The organism is Stenotrophomonas sp. TWI1151 (assembly GCF_039673135.1).
GTDB lineage: Bacteria > Pseudomonadota > Gammaproteobacteria > Xanthomonadales > Xanthomonadaceae > Stenotrophomonas.
In genome coordinates this window covers 33,299-49,929 of the sequence record NZ_JBDJLA010000003.1, presented here as the reverse complement: position 1 = coordinate 49,929, position 16,631 = coordinate 33,299, and the positions used below count along the sequence as shown (strand labels likewise).

The following is a 16,631-nucleotide window of genomic DNA, read 5'->3' as shown; positions in this document are numbered from 1 at the left end:
CTTGCCGGTGCAACGGCGCTGTTACCGCCGTTGCGCACGCTCACCTCCTGCGCATCTGAATCCCTTTCCGCATTGAGAAGCCACTGATGTCTTCAATCTCCCCGGCGCTGGCACGGGCATCCCTGCCACTGGGCCTGCTCTGCGCGATCTCGCTGGCCAACGCGCAGACCGCGCCTGCCGATGCCGACGCCGTCGCTGCCCCGATGGCGGCCGCGGCGGCCCCGGCTGCCCGCGTCAACATCAACGAGTACCTGGTGCGCGGCAACACCGTGCTCGGCGCGCGCGACATCGAGCAGGCGGTCTCCCCGCATCTCGGCCCGGACCGCACCCTGCAGGATGTCGAAGCGGCGCGCGTGGCGCTGCAGTCGGCCTACCAGGGCAAGGGCTACCAGTCTGTCTATGTGGATCTGCCCGAGCAGCAGGTCAGCGGTGGCGTGGTGATCCTGCAGGTCACCGAAACCCGTATCGGCCAGGTCAAGGTGGTCGGCGCCGAGCACAACGATCCTGCACGCCTTGCCGAGCGCGTGCCGGCGCTGCAGGCAGGCGCCGTGCCGGACTTCGAACGCGCGCAGGCGCAGCTGACCGAACTCAACCGCGGCGGCAAGCGTCAGGTGGTGCCGCTGGTCAAGCCCGGCGCCGCTGAGGGCACGATGGATGTGGAGCTCAAGGTCGATGACACGTCGCCCTGGCGCTACAGCGCCACGCTCAACAACGACCACAGCGTGGACACCGAGCCACTGCGCAGCATCCTCACGGTCGGCCACGACAACCTCTGGCAGCGCGAGCACACCGCCTCGCTGACGTTCTTCGCCGCGCCGCAGGACCTGGACCAGGCCAACGTGTGGTCCGGTGCCTACGGTCTGCCGCTGGGCAGCCCGGACTGGATGCTGGATTTCTCCGGCTACCGCTCCGACAGCAACGTGGTGTCCACTGGGCAGACCAATGTCACCGGCAAGGGCCACGCGGTCGGCGTCAAGCTCAGCCACACCTTCCCGATGACGGGCGCCTGGTGGCACCAGCTCTCGGCCGGTGTCGACTTCAAGGACCTGGACGAATCGGTCGCGATGGTCGGCCAGGCCTCGGATTTCGCCCCGCTCAAGTACGCGCCCGTGACCGTGGCTTACAGCGGCTTCCGCCAGGGCACCAGGCACCAGCTCAATGTCGGCGTGCAGGCGGTGTTCGGTGCGCGCAGCCTGTTCGGCTACGGCAGTACCGATGATGAGTTCGACTGGAAGCGCGCCTACGCCGATCCCAGCTTCTTCGCGCTCAAGCTGGAACTGAGCGACACCTACACGCTGGAGAGTGGTGCGCAGTGGTTCGCGCGGCTGTCGGCGCAGATGACCGACCAGCCGCTGGTCTCCGGCGAGCAGTTCGCCGCCGGCGGCATGTTCACCACCCGTGGCTACCGCTCGGCCGAAGGCATCGGCGATTACGGCGCGCTGGCCACGCTGGAATGGCGCACGCGCCCGCTCGGCCTGTGGGGCCTGCAGGACTGGCGCTTCTACGGCTTCCTCGATGGCGCCTGGCTGGGCCTGCGCCGGCCGCTGCCCGAGCAGGCCGACAGCGCCGCGATGAGTGCCATCGGCGTGGGCAGTAGCCTGCGCATCGGCGAGCACTACAACCTCCGCTTCGACTACGGCCGGACGCTGCGCGACGGCCCGACCACGACCAAAGATGCCAACCGCCTGCACCTGAGCTTCGGCGCCAGCTACTGAGCCTGACTTTCCCAAGCATTTTCCGGAGATACCGTCCATGCAACGCCTTCTTGCCCTGTTGTTGTTCTGTCTGAGCATGTCCACGCTCGGCGTCGCCCACGCCGAGACCGCGTGGTGGCAGGCCGACTGGAAGTACCGCAAACCGATCACGCTCGATGCCAGCCCCAACGGGGCCGCGCTGGGCGGCAATCTCGGCCGTACGCCCGTGCTGATCCGCCTGCACACCGGCAACTTCGCGTTCGATGGTGTTGCCGAGGGCGGCAACGACCTGCGCTTCATCGGTGCCGATGGCCACACCGTGCTCAACCACCAGGTGGAGCAGTACGACGCGGCGCTGGGCATGGCCCTGATCTGGGTGGATGTGCCCACGCTCAGTGGCACTGCAGCGCAGACGATCTGGATGTACTACGGCAACGCCGGTGCGCCGGCGGCGGCCAATGGCCAGCGCGTGTTCGATCCAGACTACAGCGCGGTCTACCACTTCGCCGACAGCGGCACCGAGGCACGTGACACCACGGCGTACGTCAACACGCTCACCGGTGAGTTCAAGCTCGCAGACGGCGCGATCATCGGCCGCGGTGCCCAGCTGGCCGGTGCGCCGCTGCATCTGCCCGGTGCGCCGTCACTCGCCGTTGCCGCCAACGGTGCGATGACCGTCTCTGCCTGGATCAAACCGGACCAGCTCGGCCCGGACCAGGCGATCTACGCCCGCCGCGAGGGCGGCAACGTCTTCCTCGTTGGCCTCGACAACGGCGTGCCTTACGTGCGCGTCAACGACCAGCGCAGCCAGCCGATTCCGGCGCTGGTGGCGGGCCAGTGGGCACACGTGGCGGTGACCAGCACCGAGAATGCGGTGATCCTGTACGTCGCCGGCCGCGAAGCAGTGCGTCTGGCCACCGGCCTGCCGGCCTTCACCGGTGAGGCCTTGCTCGGTGGCGATGCACCCGCCGCGGGTGCGGCGGGCGATGCGGCTGCCATTCCGGCCGCGCAGCCGTTCCTCGGTGTAATCGATGAAGTGCGTGTGTCCAAGGTGGCACGCCCGGCCACTGCACTGCTGGCCGATGCCACCGCGCAGGGTGCCGAATCGCGCCTGATCGCCTTCGGCGAAGACGAGCAGTCGGCGGGTGTGAGCCACTTCGGTTTCATCCTCAAGGCGATGCCGGTCGATGCCTGGGTGGTGGTGATCGTGCTGGGCCTGATGCTGCTGCTGTCGTGGGCGATCATGATCGCCAAGAGCCGCTATTTTGGCACCGTGGCCAAGGCCAACGAGGCCTTCACCGCCCAGTACAAGAAGGTCACCGGTGCACCGGTCGCCTCGCTGCAGGCGCTGGAACGTACCGGCAGCCTGGCCCCGCAGATCCGCGACAACTCCACGCTGTGGCGGCTGTACCGCATCGCCATGGACGAAATGGACGGGCGCGGCTCGCACCACCATGGCCTTACCGCCGCGGCGATCACCTCGATCCGCGCCTCGATGGACGCCGAAGTCACGCGCGAGACCGAGCGCATGTCCAAGCGCATGAACTGGCTCTCCACCACGATCGAAGGCGCCCCGTACATCGGCCTGTTCGGCACCGTGATCGGCATCATGCTGGTGTTTGCGGTGGCGGCGATGGCCGGCGCGGTGGACATCAACTCGGTGGCCCCGGGCATGGCGGCGGCCCTGCTGTGTACGGCGGCCGGTCTGGGCGTCGCGATCCCGGCGCTGTTTGGCTACAACTGGCTGGCCTCGCGCGCTGAAGCGATCGCGGCGGACATGTCGGTGTTCGTCGACGAGTTCACCGCGCGCCTGGCCGAAGAGTTCGACCGCACCGCACCGGCCGCCGCAGCGCGCCCGGCACTGGCCTGAGGAGATCACCATGGCCAGGGCAAAGCGGTTCGGCATCAAGAAACGCGAGAAAGGCATCAACGTCACCCCGTTCGTGGACGTGCTGCTGGTGGTGCTGGTGATCTTCATCCTCACCAGCAACGCCACCATTCCCGGGATCGAGGTCAACCTGCCGAAGGCCAGTTCCAGCATGGCGCTGGAGAAGCCCAAGACCAAGGCGATCACGGTCGACAACGCCGGCCAGATCTTCCTGGACGCCTACCCGGTCAGCCTGGCCGAGCTGGAGGATCGCCTGCGCACGGAGAAGGCACTGAATCCGGATATCCCGGTGATCGTGCGCGGCGATGCGCAGGTGCAGTACGCGCGTGTGGTCGAAGTGCTCGACCTGCTGCGCAAGATCGAGCTGACCCAGGTCGGCCTGGTCACCGGCAAAGTGCAGGGGTGAGGGCGTGACTTCCCTCCACTCCCGCAGCGGTGACAGCGTGCCCGCGTGGCGCCGCTGGTGGCCCGTGGCGGCGTTGCTCGTCGGCCTGGCGGCCGTGGCGTTGCTCCTCTGGTACCTGCTGTTCAAGGACACCGCCAGTACGCGCCGGCCCGTGGCCGAGATCCCAATGGTGATGTTGCCGCCGCCACCGCCGCCGCCCCCACCGGAGCCCGAGCCCGAGCCGGAGGTGACCCCTGAAGAGGTCATGCCCGAGCCCGAGCCGCTGGACGAGGTGCCCAAGCCCACCGAAGAAGCGCCGACGCCCGACACCGCCGACCCGGTGACGATGGATGCCGACGCGCAGGCCGGCGGCGACAGCTTCGGCATCCAGTCCGGCTCGGGGGGCGGGCGCAGCGGTACCGGTGCCGGCGGCGCCGGCAATGCGAGCTACGGCCGTTACCTGGGCTACGTGCTGCAACAGGCCGTGGCACGCGACGCCAAGGTGCAGCGCCTGGCCTTCCAGCTGACCGTCAACGTCTGGCTGGACGAGGCCGGGCAGGTGACCCGCGTCGAGCTCGCGCGCGGCAGCGGCAACACCGAAGCCGATGAAGCGGTGCTGCAGGCGATCCGCGCGATCGGCCGCATCGACGAGCGGCCACCGGCGTCGTTGAGCTTCCCCGCGCGCGTGCTGGTGCAGGGCCGTCGTCCGGCCGGATGAGCTGCGCTGTCTTTCTTCTTCCCTGATCTTTCCTTTCTGCGAGCAAGCCGATGACCCGTTCAACCCTTCACTCCGCGCTGCTGGGACTGCGCAGCACCGCCGTCGCCACCGGCGTCGCCCTGGTCCTGGTCAGTGGCGGCGCCCATGCCCAGGCAGCGGGCGGCGAGAGCACCATGATCAAGCTGATCCGCGGCCTGATCGACAGCGGCGCGCTCAAGCCCGAGGCCGGCCAGGCGCTGTTGCTGGAGGCGCATCGCGAATCGGCCGCAGCTCCCGCAGCGCCGGCGTCCACCGCGATCGCCGCGCAGCCCGGTGACGTGCGCGTGCCCTACATCCCGCAGACCGTGCGCGATGAGATCCGCGAAGAGGTCAAGGCCAGCGTCATGGCCGAGGCCAAGGCCGAGCGTTGGGCGGCGCCGGACCAGGTGCCCGAGTGGACGCAGCGCCTGCGCGTGCAGGGTGACGTGCGCGTGCGCAACGAGAGCCGCCTGTATTCCGAGCGCAACAGCGACATCGAAGTGGACTGGGCGCGGATCAACGCCGGCAACGGCTACGACGTCAACGGCAACACCAACCTGGATCTGCCGCCGCTGCGCAATACCCGCCAGGACCGCAACAATTCCTGGCGGATCCGCGCACGCCTGGGCGTGATCGCCGAACTGGGTGAGCACACCCGTGCCGGCGTGCGCCTGGCGACCGGCAACGACAACGGCCCGGTGTCCTCCACCCAGACGCTGGGCGGTGGCCTGGCCAAAAAAGACGCCTGGCTCGACCAGGCATGGCTGTCGTGGTCGCCGGTGGCGGGCCTGGACATCCTCGGTGGCCGCTTCGGCAATCCGTACTGGTCCACCGACACGCTGTTCTCCAACGACCTCAACTTCGATGGCCTGGCGTTCAAGTACGCGCAGCCGATCGGCGATGACGGCCTGTCCTTGTTCGCCACGCTGGGCCTGACGCCGTTGGAGTACTCCTCCGACAGCTTCCCGAACACCAGCCAGGACAAGATGAAGAGCGAGAACAAGTGGCTCAACGGCGTGCAGGTCGGCGCCGAGTGGCAGTTCGGCGATGCGCAGAAACTGCGCGCCGCGGTGGGCTACTACGATTTCCGCAACATCGCCGGCGAGTACTCGCAGCCGTGCGCGCTGTATGCCGGCGCGGACTTCTGCAGCAGCGACTGGTCGCGCCCTGCATTCATGCAGAAGGGCAATACGCTGATGCTGCTGCGGAACATCGCGCTCAATCCGCTCGACCCGGCCAACACCCCGATGCCGCAATACGTTGGCCTGGCCTCGGAGTTCGAACTGCTCGACCTCAACCTGGCCTGGGAAACGCCGTTGTTCGCGGGCAATGCCCTGCGCCTGGAAGGGCACGCGATCAAGAACCTGGCCTACGATCCCAACCGCATGTGGGAACGCGCGCAGGGCGGCATCGTCACCAACCTGGGCACTGCCGCCAACGGCGTGGCCGGGCCGCAGGACATCCAGAGCGGTGACATGGCGTACATGGCGCAGGCGACCTTCGGCCAGCTGGTGATGAAGCAGGCCGGCGACTGGAACCTGGCGGTGGGCTACAAACGCCTGGAAGGCGATGCGCTGCCCGATGCCTACAACGATTCCAACTTCCACCTCGGTGGCACCAATGCCAAGGGCTACTACCTGAGCAGCTCCTACATGTTCGACCGGAACGTGTGGCTGACCGGGCGCTGGATGGCCGCCAAGGAGGTCACCGGCGCCCCGTTGTCGATCGACGTCTTCCAGCTGGAAGTCAACGCAGGCTTCTGACCGACGCAACGCCTGTCTCCGGGAGGCGGCGTGCCGCCTCCCTTGCTGCCCCACATTGGATTTTCACCATGAACACCGACACTTCCCTCGCGCCGGATGCCGGCGACGACGTCGATGCCGATGCCGATGCCGTCTCGGCAGCGGCCGACAGCATCACGCCGCCGGCCAGCTGGCCCATGCTCTACCGCCGCCCGGTCGTGCTGTCGTCGCAGCTTCATGCCCACTGGCGCGTGCGCCAGACCGGCGCCGCGTTCGCCGCCGGCAGTCACTCGATTCCAGTGATGATCGGGGAATTCGCCGCGGCCTCGCGCGCGTATCCGCTGGTCTTCGCCGGTCCCGATCATCTGCCGATCGCCGTGCTCGGCCTGGAGGCGGAGCAGAACCGCTTCGTCATCGCCGACCAATGGCAGGCCGGCGCCTACATTCCCGCCTACGTGCGGCGCTACCCGTTCGTGTTCGCGCGCACCAGCGAGCCGGACGGCTACGTGCTGGCCATCGATGCCGATGCGGACATGATCGTGCAGGAGGGCGAGGAAGGGCTGCCGCTGTTCGAGGGCGACCAGCCTTCGGCGATGACGCGTCATGCCCTGCAGTTCTGCGAAGCCTTCACCCGCGAAGACATCGCCACCCGCGCCTTCAGTGCCGCCCTGGCCGAGGCCGGCGTGCTGATCGAGCGCCAGGCTGACGTGGTCCTCGCCGATGGCCGCCGCCACAGCCTGCAGGGCTTCCATGTCGTCGATCCCGCGCGTCTGGATGCGCTGCCGGATGCCACCCTCGTGCACTGGCATCGCCAGGGCTGGCTGGCGCCAGTGTATTTCCACCTGGCTTCGCTGGGTCGCTTCGCCGACCTCGCCACAGGCTGACCTGTTCTACCGGGGCGCCGTGCAGGTGCCGTCACTCCAGGCCGGTGGGAAGACCAGCCCTTCGAGTGGCGTCATCTGTGCGGCACCCGATCCGGTGCGTTCGCGCGCGGCAGCCGGCACGGCACTCCGTCCGAGCGCACAAAAGCGCGCCGCAGCGGCAATACCTGCAAGGGAAGATGGCGAGGATGGTGCGCCCGGAGGGATTCGAACCCCCGACCAATGGCTTCGGAAGCCACTACTCTATCCGGCTGAGCTACGAGCGCGTTGTGTCCTGCGTCCCGCCGGGCCGCCTGATGGGGCCACGGACCGCCAAAGCGGCGCGGGAGGAGCATTCTATCCGTAAACGCCGCGCAGGTCTGCCCCCCGCACCGATGCGCCGGGCGACGGCGCGCCCGGCCAGCCCAGGCGGTATCCTTTACCGATGGCTTACGAACGTTTTGAGGCGCCCGAGGCGGCGCCCCCGTCGCGCTGGCGGCACTACTGGAAGTTGATGCGCGCCGACCGTCCGATCGGCACCCTGCTGCTGCTCTGGCCCACCTGGTGGGCGCTGTGGCTGGCCTCGGGCGGGCTGCCGCCGCTGTGGACGCTGTTCGTGTTCACCGCCGGCGTCTGGCTGACCCGCTCGGCCGGCTGCGTGATCAACGATTACGCCGACCGCTGGCTGGACCCGCACGTCAAGCGCACCAAGGACCGCCCGCTGGCCAGCGGCGCTGTCTCCGGGCGCGAGGCGCTGGCCCTGTTCGCCGGGCTGATGATCGTCGCCTTCGCCCTGGTGCTGACCCTGAACTGGCTCACCATCGGCATGAGCTTCATCGGCGTGTTCCTGGCCGCCAGCTACCCCTACCTCAAGCGCTACACCCACCTGCCGCAGGTCTATCTCGGCATGGCCTTCGGCTGGGGCATCCCGATGGCCTTTGCCGCCGTGCAGGGCGAGGTGCCGGTGATCGGCTGGCTGCTCTACGGCGCCAACATCCTGTGGTCGACCGCGTATGACACCTGGTACGCCATGGTTGACCGCGATGACGACCTGAAGATGGGCTCGCACTCCACCGCGATCCTGTTCGGGGATCTGGACCTGGTCATCCAGGGCATTCTCTACGCGCTGTTCCTGGGCACGATGGCGCTGGTCGGCCTGCGCGCCGGGCTGGGGGTCTATTACGGCCTCGGCGTCGGCGTGGCCGCAGGGTTGATCGCCTACGAGTTCTGGATCGCCCGCAAGCGCGAGCGCGATCCGTGCTTCAAGGCCTTCCTGCACAACAACTGGGTCGGCGCCGCGCTGTTCGCCGGCATCGCGGTGTCGCTGGCGGTGCGCTGAGGGGGCCACCCGACCAACGGTCGGGTGCTACCGTCGAGCGCACGGTGATGTCCGGTAACGCGCACATGGGTAGTGCCGGCCGCTGGCCGGCGCCCGACCCCCTCGCAGAGCCGGGCAGCGCCCGACACTACGACCATTAGGCGACTGACAGCGCCGCCCCCAACGCCCAGAATCCCTCCCATTGAATGATCGGGGAGGGCGGGACGATGAACACGTCGACGGTGGTACAGGACGGCTGGATGGCGCGCGCGGCACTGCGCTCGGCGGCCTGGGCGGAAAAATGGTTCCCCGACGCCTACGTGTTCGCGGTGCTCGGCGTGGTCATCGTCGCCGCCGCCGCGATGGGCTTCGGCGCGACCCCGCAGGCCACCGCCACCGCCTTCGGCGAGGGCTTCTGGAGCCTGATCCCCTTCACCATGCAGATGGCCTTCGTGGTCATCGGTGGCTATGCAGTCGCCACCGCACCGATCGTCGCGCGCTTCATCGAGCTGCTGGCCCGTGTGCCCAAGACCGGCCGCGGCGCGGTGGTCTATGTCGGCCTGATCAGCATGCTCGCCTCGCTGCTGAGCTGGGGCTTCTCGCTGGTGTTCGGCGGCCTGCTGGTGCGCGCACTGGCGCGTCGCGAAGCACTCAACATGGACTACCGCGCCGCCGGCGCCTCGGCCTACCTTGGCCTCGGCGCCGTCTGGGCGATGGGCCTGAGCTCCTCGGCCGCCCAGCTGCAGGCCAACCCGTCTAGCATGCCGCCCGGCCTGGTGGAAATCACCGGCGTGCTGCCCTTCACCGAAACCATCTTCCTCTGGCAGTCGATCGCGCTGACATCTGCACTGATCCTGGTCTCGCTGCTGATTGCCTGGCTGACCGCGCCCGGCGCCGCTACTGCGCGCACCGCCAAGGACTTCGAAGGCGCTGCCCGCGCCGAGGCTGAGCCGCTGCAGCCGCGCACCCGCCCCGGCGAGTGGCTGGAGTACAGCCCGCTGCTGACGGTGTTGCTCTCGCTGCTCGCGTTCGGCTGGTTGTTCGGCGAGTTCGCCAGCAAGCCGGTGGTCACCGCCATCGCCAACCTCAACACCTACAACTTCCTGTTCATCTCGCTCGGCCTGCTGCTGCACTGGCGCCCGCGCAGCTTCCTCAACGCGGTGGCCAAGGCCGTCCCCAGCACCACCGGCGTGCTGATCCAGTTCCCGCTGTACGGCGGCATCGCGATGATCCTCACCCACGCCACCGGCAGTGGCGATGAGACCCTCGCGCATCGCCTCTCCACGCTGTTCGTGCACATCGCCACCACCGACACCTTCGCGCTGGTGATGGGCGTGTACTCGGCCGTACTCGGCTTCTTCGTGCCCTCGGGCGGCGGCAAGTGGATCATTGAGGCGCCGTACGTGATGCAGGCGGCCAACGAACTCAAGGCCCACCTGGGCTGGGCGGTGCAGGTCTACAACGCCGCCGAGGCGCTGCCGAACCTGATCAACCCGTTCTGGATGCTGCCGCTGCTGGGCGTGCTCGGCCTGAAGGCGCGCGACATCGTCGGCTTCACCTTCATCCAGCTGCTGGTGCACATCCCGCTGGTGCTCGGCCTGCTGTGGCTGCTCGGAATGACGCTGACCTACGTGCCGCCGGTGATGCCGTGATCGTCATCTGCGCGTCATCCGCACCGGGCGGTGCCGGGATGGCCTGTTCAGTCGCACGGCAAGCCGGTTGGCGGGTAGCGGCATAAGGGAATTCGAACCGTTCATATGCAGGCCAACGCCTACTGCCACTTAGGCTCTCGTATGGCAGGAAACGTCGGCACGGACGCGTTGACGTTTCCGTATGCAAACCCCCACACGTCGTTAACCTGCCGCTGCAGAGGATGGCCCCGACCGCGACATTCCGTTTGCGGCAACCGGAGAATCGAGATGGCTCAGCAGAACCAGCAGAACCCGAATCAGCGCGGTGAGCAGCAGGAACGCGGTCGCGACCAGCAGCAGCAACAGCAGCAGGAACAGCAGCAGCGCAACCAGAACCAGCAGCAGGGTGGCCAGCAGGACGAGGAAGAGTGAGCCCAGCCGGCTGTTGTGTGAACTGAAGCCCCGCTCCGGCGGGGCTTCGTTCGTCCGGGCCTGCTCAGGCAGAGCGCAGATGCCAGCCCAGTGCGTCGTCCTCGACCACCGCGCCAGGCACCACGTCATGCAGCACGACGCGGATGCCGCGCGCATTCGGCAGCACTTTCTGCTCGGGGAACCAGCGGCGCGTGGCATCGACCACGATCAACAGGCCTTCGTCATCGCCGAGGGGTGCGAAGTGCGGCGTCGGCTGTGACAACGGATTCAACCCGAAGGCCGCCTCGGCCTTCGCCTGCACTTCGCCCACGTCTTCAGCGGGCAGGCCAACCTCACTGATGCAGGTCATCTCGCTGCCATGGAACTCGCCCTGACGCACGCCGGCAGGCAAGCGCCGCCGCGCGATCAACTCCAGGATCAGGCCGTCCGGCCCGGTGAAGTAGATCGATTCGGAATCCCAGCGACCATCGAAGGTGAAATGGTCATGGCCCTTCAGATCGCGCTGCAGGATGGCGCGTGCTTTCAGCCAGTCGGTGGCCGCTTCGAAGCGATTGGCCGGTACGTTGAACGCCAGGTGCACACCGCCGACCGGGTTCGATCCTGCGGGTCGCAGCTGCAGGGTGCTCCAGCCGATACGCACGGCCGAGCCCTCAACCGGCAGCTGTAGTTCATCGCGGAAGTACGCCACGGTGGCGGCGACATCGGATACGGGAAGATCGATCTGGTGGATACGCATGATGGTGGGAGTCTCGCGTAGATACTTGGACATTCTGCCGCAGATGCGTGTGCTTCGGCGATGAACGCGATGAAACATGCACCCGCTGCGAGAGCCCATCACCGGGCATTGCCGATGCGTTTGCTACAACACGCTGTAGAAGCCGCCACGCACCACCGGCGCATCAGACACCACTATCAGAGGAGTGCTCCCGCGATGGGCATGCTGGTCGATGGAACATGGCAGGAAGGCACCGCGGGTGCCGCTGACAAGGACGGTCATTTCAAGCGCGAGGAATCCACCTTCCGCGATTGGTTGAGCGCTGACGGCAGTGCTGGCCCGAATGGCGAGCCAGGCGTCAAAGCAGCGCCTGGACGGTTCCGCCTGTATGTAAGTCTCGCCTGCCCGTGGGCACACCGCACGCTGATCGTGCGCGCGCTGAAAGGCCTGGAAGATATGATGCCCGTGTCGGTGGTCAACTGGCACATGGGCGATCAGGGGTGGAGCTTTGAGCCCGGCCCGCAGGTGACGCCGGAGCCAGAACGCGGTGCACGCCATCTGCATGAGCTGTACGCCGCCGCCCAGCCGGGAATGACCGGCAAGGTGACCGTGCCGGTGCTCTGGGATCGCGAGCGCGGCAGGATCGTCAGCAATGAATCGGCGGACATCATCCGGATGTTCAACACCGCCTATGACGGGCTGGGTGCGAAGGCCGGTGATTTCTATCCGGTGGCGCTGCGTGCAGAAATCGATGCGATCAACGAACGGGTCTATACCACCGTCAACAACGGTGTGTACCAGGCGGGCTTTGCCTCAACGCAGAAGGCCTATGAAGAGGCGGTTGGGCCGTTGTTCGATACGCTCACCTGGTTGGACGAGCGCCTTCAGCAACGCGAGTGGCTGGTGGGCGATGCCATGACCGAAGCTGATATCCGTCTGTTTACTACGTTGATCCGCTTTGATTCGGTGTACTACGTGCACTTCAAGTGCAACGTGCGGCGCATTGCGGACTTCGCTGGCCTGCATGCGTTCGTGGCGCGGATGATGGCGATTCCGGAGGTGGCGGATACGGTGAACTTCGAGCACATCAAGCACCACTATTACGGGAGTCATCGGCATCTCAATCCGTCGGGGATCGTGCCGGTGGGGCCGGAGTGGACGTACTGAGCCAGCATTCCGGGCATCACGGCGTCTTGCCTCACCCGCTGCCACCCCGATCCAACTGCCGATACCCGATCGCCTCCGCCACATGCGCAGTCGCGATGTCCTGCGCATGACCCAGATCCGCCACCGTCCGCGCCACCCGCAGGATGCGATGCATCGAGCGCGCTGACAGCTGCAACTGCTCCACGGCATCCTCCAGGAGCTGCTGATCCTCCCGCGACAACCGGCAATGCTCGCTCAGCTCGAACGGCAACAGCTGCGCATTGGCTTTCCCACTGCGCACCAGCTGCACCTCGCGCGCGGCCACCACGCGGGCACGAACACTCGCACTGTCCTCGCCCAGCGGCGCGTCATCCCGCAGCTCGCGCGGATCCAGCCGCGGCACTTCCACATGCAGGTCGATGCGGTCCATCAGCGGTCCGGAAACCCGCCCGCGGTAACGACGGATGACCTCCTCGGCGCAGAGACAGCGCCCACTGCGATCCCCTGCCCAGCCACACGGGCAGGGATTCATGGCCGCAACGAGCTGGAACCGGGCAGGAAAGCGTTCGGTACGCGCAGCACGGCTGACCACGGCAACACCGGATTCAATCGGCTCGCGCATGACCTCCAGTGCGTGCCGGCTCCACTCGGGCAGCTCATCCAGAAACAGCACCCCGTTGTGTGCCAGCGAGATCTCGCCTGGCCTGGGATGCGAGCCGCCGCCGATCAGCGCCACCGCGCTGGCGGTATGGTGCGGCGCTCTATAGGGCCGCTGCCGCCAGCGCCCCGCATCAATGCCCTGGCTGCTGCACGAGGCAATGGTCGCCGCTTCCAGAGCCTCGAGCTCGCTGGCCGCGGGCAGGATGCCGGGCAGACGCGACGCCAGCAGCGTCTTGCCGCAGCCGGGCGTGCCGAGCAGCAACAGGTGATGTCCGCCGGCGGCGGCCACTTCCAGCGCCCGGCGCGCCTGCAGCTGGCCGCGCACATCGCGCAGGTCGGGGATGCTGACCGGCAGTGGGTCAGCCGCCACGGCCGGTGGCAGCGTACCGCTCTCAAGGGCGCTGCAGACCTCCAGCAGGGTACGGGCGATGCGTACGTCGGCATGCTGGGCCAGCGCGGCTTCTTCGCTGTTCGCGGCGGCGACGATCAGGCTGCGGCCGTCCCGGGCGGCAGCGATCGCAGCAGGCAGAACGCCGTCGACCCCGCGCAGTTCACCGGTGAGGGCCAGCTCGCCCAGGAACTCGAACCTGTCCAGCGACTGCGCATTGATCTGACCGCTGGCGGCGAGGATGCCCAACGCGATGGCCAGATCGAATCGCCCGCCCTCCTTGGGCAGATCGGCCGGGGCCAGGTTGATGGTGATCCGCCGCTGCGGAAACTCGAAGCGAGCGCAGATCAGCGCGGCGCGCACGCGGTCGCGTGATTCCCGCACGGCCGCGGCCGGCAGACCGACGATCTGGGTATGCGGCAACCCGCCGGACAGGAATACCTCGATCCGCACGGCCGGCGCTTTGACGCCGGCGCGGGCACGGCTGTGCACCAGCGCGAGGCTCATGCGGTTGTTTCCGGGGTCTGCGGCATGCCAGGAACAATGGCAGGGCACGGAGACCGCAATCCATCAGCGCTTGCCCCGCCGTGGGGTAGGCAAACGTTGGCGCAGTGTCCAGGCACTCCCGCTAGACTGGATGCCCCCACGCACCACGCCGTCGAACACCATGGATATGCACCACCGCTCCGGCCCCATCGAACTGGTCGCCATCGATATGGACGGGACCCTGCTCGATCCCGCGCACACGCTTACGCCCCGGGTCATGCAGGCCATCGCCCGCGCCCGCGCGCAGGGCGTCCAGGTGGTACTGGCCAGTGGCCGCCCGGTGTCGGGGATGGCACCGTTCCTGCAGCAGTTGGGGATCGAGGGCGAGCAGGAGTACTGCATCGCCTGCAATGGCGCCGTGGTGCAGAACATCGGCAGCGGCCAGCGCGTCATCGAGTTTCCGCTGAGTTTCGAGGACTTCGTGTTCTGCGAGCGGATCTCACGCGAGCTCGGTATCCACTTCCAGGCGCTTGATGGGCGGCGCATGTACACGCCCAACCAGGACATCAGTATCTACACGGTGGCCGATTCGCACCTGTCGAACGTGCCACTGTCGTATCGCCGGGTGGCGGACATGGACCCGGCCATGCAGTTCATCAAACTGATGATGATCGATGAGCCGGCCGTGCTGGATGCCGCCATCCAGCGACTGCCCTCGGAACTGACTGACCGCTTCGCGGTGCTCAAGAGCGCGCCGTTCTTCCTGGAGGTGTTCGACCACCGGGCCGGGAAGGGACCGAGCCTGGAAAAGCTGGCCGCGCACCTCGGCGTGGACCGGGCCAACGTGATGGCGGTGGGCGACCAGGAGAACGACCTGACCATGCTGCAGTTCGCCGGCACCAGCGTCGCCATGGGCAACGCGATTGCGGCGGTCAAGCAGACTGCGCGCTTCGAGACCGCGACCAACGCCGACGATGGCGTGGCGTTGGCGATCGAGCGGTTCGTGCTGCAGGACGCGTAAGCAACGCGCCGTCCGAGCCTGACTTATTCGCGCGGCGCAGCCGATACACCCCGCGCTTCCAGCTCGGCCACCACCTTCTCCAGCGCCTCCAGCTTCTCGCGCGTGCGCAGCAGCACGGCACGCTGCACGTCGAATTCCTCGCGGGTCACCAGGTCCAGCTTGCCCAGCCCAGCCTGCAGCGCGGTCTTGAAGGTGGCCTGCAGTTCTTCGCGCGACTGGCGCAGGCCCGGGGGGACCATGTCGCTCAGGCGGCGGGCGAGGTCATCGAGGTGGTTGAGGTCGATCATGCTGCGGCTCCGCGGGGTATGCGCCAAGGATAAGCCGCCACGCTGCCGGCGGCACGGACCGCGCGCATCGCGTTCACCGGCGGACAGGCGTTATCCTCGCAGCCTGAGAGACAGGAGTGCAGACGGATGAAGATGGTCATGGCGGTGGTCAAGCCGTTCAAGCTCGACGACGTGCGCGAAGCGCTGGCCGAGCGCGGCGTCACCGGGATCACGGTCACCGAGGTCAAGGGCTTCGGGCGGCAGAAAGGCCACACCGAGCTCTACCGCGGGGCGGAGTACGTGGTCGATTTCCTGCCCAAGGTGAAGATCGAAGTGGCCGTCGTCGACAACCAGGTCGAGGAGGTGGTGGAAGCCATCGTCAAAGCCGCCGGCACCGGCAAGATCGGCGACGGCAAGGTGTTCGTGTACGACCTGGGCAGCGTGGTGCGCATCCGCACCGGTGAGCTGGACGCCGACGCGCTGTAACGCGCGCCGGCATTCCCAGGCCGCCCGCTGTCAGGCGTGGCCCTTGAACCAGCGGTAGAAGCGCTTCCAGGCCACGCGCACGCCGGCCACCCAGCGCGGGTCGGCCACCTGGGCCGCCTCGGAGGGGCTGGGACGCTCGCCGGTCAGGCGCTGGCGCATCTTCAGCAGGTTCTTCATGTCGCTGCGGCGCAGCTGGCGCGAGACCGGGTGCACCGGCAGCCAGCGCGGGCTGCGCCAGGCCGAGGTGAAATCCACCAGCACCGGCACGCCACCGCTGACCATCACGTTGGTGCCATGCAGATCGTTGTGGGTGATGCCGGCGGCATGCAGGCGGGTGAGCGCGTACTGCAGCTGCTCGAAGACCTCGATACCGACCGACTGGGCCGCGCTGAGGGTCTGGCCGGGAATGAACTCCATGCCCAGCGCGAGGCCACCGATGGTGCCGAGCAGGGTCGGGGCGTGCTTCCAGCCGCTCAGGCGCTGCAGGATGCGCGCCTCGCGGCGGACCAGCAGGCGGGCGATCGGCGACAGCGGGGTGCCGCGATACCGGGTGTAATCCTTGACCACCGCGGGCTGGCCATTGAGGCAGGTGCGGTAGACGTCAGGTTCCAGGAGGCGTTCGCCGCGCTTGAGCAGCTCGGCGGGGGCGGTGTCATCGACACACGGGGCAACGATTGTATTCATAGGGGTCTGTGCGACCCGGCGGTCGGCGCAATGCGTCAGGCGTACCGGTGCTGCTTAACGTGGGGAACTAAAGATTTCGTTAATTTTAGTACT

16 protein-coding genes and 1 tRNA gene are annotated in these 16,631 nt (G+C 67.5%); 12 read left to right on the top strand and 5 right to left on the bottom strand.

Annotated elements, in window-relative coordinates; genetic code table 11:
* The first annotated feature begins 86 nt into the window (after nt 1-86).
* From ABE422_RS06105 to ABE422_RS06080, 6 genes are all read left to right on the top strand, one after another.
* Nucleotides 87-1,715, top strand: coding sequence for a ShlB/FhaC/HecB family hemolysin secretion/activation protein (locus tag ABE422_RS06105; RefSeq protein WP_346482664.1), 1,629 nt, complete (start codon nt 87-89; stop codon nt 1,713-1,715).
* A 37-nt stretch (nt 1,716-1,752) separates the two neighbouring features.
* The gene (locus ABE422_RS06100) at nt 1,753-3,564 is read left to right on the top strand and encodes a DUF2341 domain-containing protein (RefSeq protein ID WP_346482663.1); all 1,812 of its coding nucleotides are present in this window, start codon (nt 1,753-1,755) and stop codon (nt 3,562-3,564) included.
* Nucleotides 3,565-3,574: 10 nt separating this feature from the next.
* The gene (locus ABE422_RS06095; protein ID WP_088433529.1) at nt 3,575-3,988 is read left to right on the top strand and encodes a biopolymer transporter ExbD; all 414 of its coding nucleotides are present in this window, start codon (nt 3,575-3,577) and stop codon (nt 3,986-3,988) included.
* 4 nt (nt 3,989-3,992) lie between these two features.
* Nucleotides 3,993-4,685: an energy transducer TonB gene (locus ABE422_RS06090; protein ID WP_346463337.1), complete on the top strand. Its 693-nt coding sequence runs from the start codon at nt 3,993-3,995 to the stop codon at nt 4,683-4,685.
* A gap of 50 nt (nt 4,686-4,735) precedes the next feature.
* Complete coding sequence (locus tag ABE422_RS06085; protein WP_346482662.1) at nt 4,736-6,466, top strand: putative porin; 1,731 nt, start codon at nt 4,736-4,738, stop codon at nt 6,464-6,466.
* Between the two features lie 68 nt (nt 6,467-6,534).
* On the top strand, nt 6,535-7,329 hold the full coding sequence (locus ABE422_RS06080; RefSeq protein ID WP_346463334.1) for a SapC family protein: 795 nt from the start codon (nt 6,535-6,537) through the stop codon (nt 7,327-7,329).
* Nucleotides 7,330-7,515: 186 nt separating this feature from the next.
* Here ABE422_RS06080 and ABE422_RS06075 read toward each other — a convergent pair.
* A tRNA-Arg gene (locus ABE422_RS06075) sits at nt 7,516-7,592 on the bottom strand.
* 158 nt (nt 7,593-7,750) lie between these two features.
* Between ABE422_RS06075 and ubiA the strand changes: the two genes are divergently transcribed.
* From ubiA to ABE422_RS06060, 3 genes are all read left to right on the top strand, one after another.
* Nucleotides 7,751-8,644: a 4-hydroxybenzoate octaprenyltransferase gene (gene ubiA / locus ABE422_RS06070; RefSeq protein WP_313212439.1), complete on the top strand. Its 894-nt coding sequence runs from the start codon at nt 7,751-7,753 to the stop codon at nt 8,642-8,644.
* Nucleotides 8,645-8,850: 206 nt separating this feature from the next.
* Nucleotides 8,851-10,275, top strand: coding sequence for a TIGR00366 family protein (locus tag ABE422_RS06065; RefSeq protein WP_346482661.1), 1,425 nt, complete (start codon nt 8,851-8,853; stop codon nt 10,273-10,275).
* Between the two features lie 267 nt (nt 10,276-10,542).
* Nucleotides 10,543-10,686, top strand: a complete 144-nt coding sequence (locus ABE422_RS06060) for a hypothetical protein (protein ID WP_179459806.1) — start codon at nt 10,543-10,545, stop codon at nt 10,684-10,686.
* Nucleotides 10,687-10,750: 64 nt separating this feature from the next.
* On the opposite strand, the gene ABE422_RS06055 is transcribed toward ABE422_RS06060, so the two are convergent.
* Entirely contained in the window at nt 10,751-11,422 is a 672-nt protein-coding gene (locus tag ABE422_RS06055; RefSeq protein WP_346482716.1) for a VOC family protein, read from the bottom strand.
* A 195-nt stretch (nt 11,423-11,617) separates the two neighbouring features.
* Between ABE422_RS06055 and ABE422_RS06050 the strand changes: the two genes are divergently transcribed.
* A complete protein-coding gene (locus ABE422_RS06050) occupies nt 11,618-12,568 on the top strand; it encodes a glutathione S-transferase family protein (RefSeq protein ID WP_346482660.1) in 951 nt (316 codons plus the stop codon).
* Nucleotides 12,569-12,599: 31 nt separating this feature from the next.
* On the opposite strand, the gene ABE422_RS06045 is transcribed toward ABE422_RS06050, so the two are convergent.
* Nucleotides 12,600-14,102, bottom strand: coding sequence for a YifB family Mg chelatase-like AAA ATPase (locus ABE422_RS06045; RefSeq protein WP_346482659.1), 1,503 nt, complete (start codon nt 14,100-14,102; stop codon nt 12,600-12,602).
* Nucleotides 14,103-14,262: 160 nt separating this feature from the next.
* Between ABE422_RS06045 and yidA the strand changes: the two genes are divergently transcribed.
* Nucleotides 14,263-15,102, top strand: a complete 840-nt coding sequence (gene yidA, locus ABE422_RS06040) for a sugar-phosphatase (protein WP_346481703.1) — start codon at nt 14,263-14,265, stop codon at nt 15,100-15,102.
* Nucleotides 15,103-15,125: 23 nt separating this feature from the next.
* Here the strand turns inward: yidA and ABE422_RS06035 are convergent, their stop codons facing one another.
* On the bottom strand, nt 15,126-15,389 hold the full coding sequence (locus tag ABE422_RS06035; protein WP_313212448.1) for an accessory factor UbiK family protein: 264 nt from the start codon (nt 15,387-15,389) through the stop codon (nt 15,126-15,128).
* Between the two features lie 126 nt (nt 15,390-15,515).
* Here ABE422_RS06035 and ABE422_RS06030 point away from each other — a divergent pair, with 126 nt between their 5' ends.
* Nucleotides 15,516-15,854, top strand: a complete 339-nt coding sequence (locus tag ABE422_RS06030; protein WP_070472404.1) for a P-II family nitrogen regulator — start codon at nt 15,516-15,518, stop codon at nt 15,852-15,854.
* Between the two features lie 30 nt (nt 15,855-15,884).
* Here the strand turns inward: ABE422_RS06030 and ABE422_RS06025 are convergent, their stop codons facing one another.
* The gene (locus tag ABE422_RS06025) at nt 15,885-16,538 is read right to left on the bottom strand and encodes an RIO1 family regulatory kinase/ATPase (RefSeq protein ID WP_346482658.1); all 654 of its coding nucleotides are present in this window, start codon (nt 16,536-16,538) and stop codon (nt 15,885-15,887) included.
* Nucleotides 16,539-16,631: the final 93 nt, after the last annotated feature.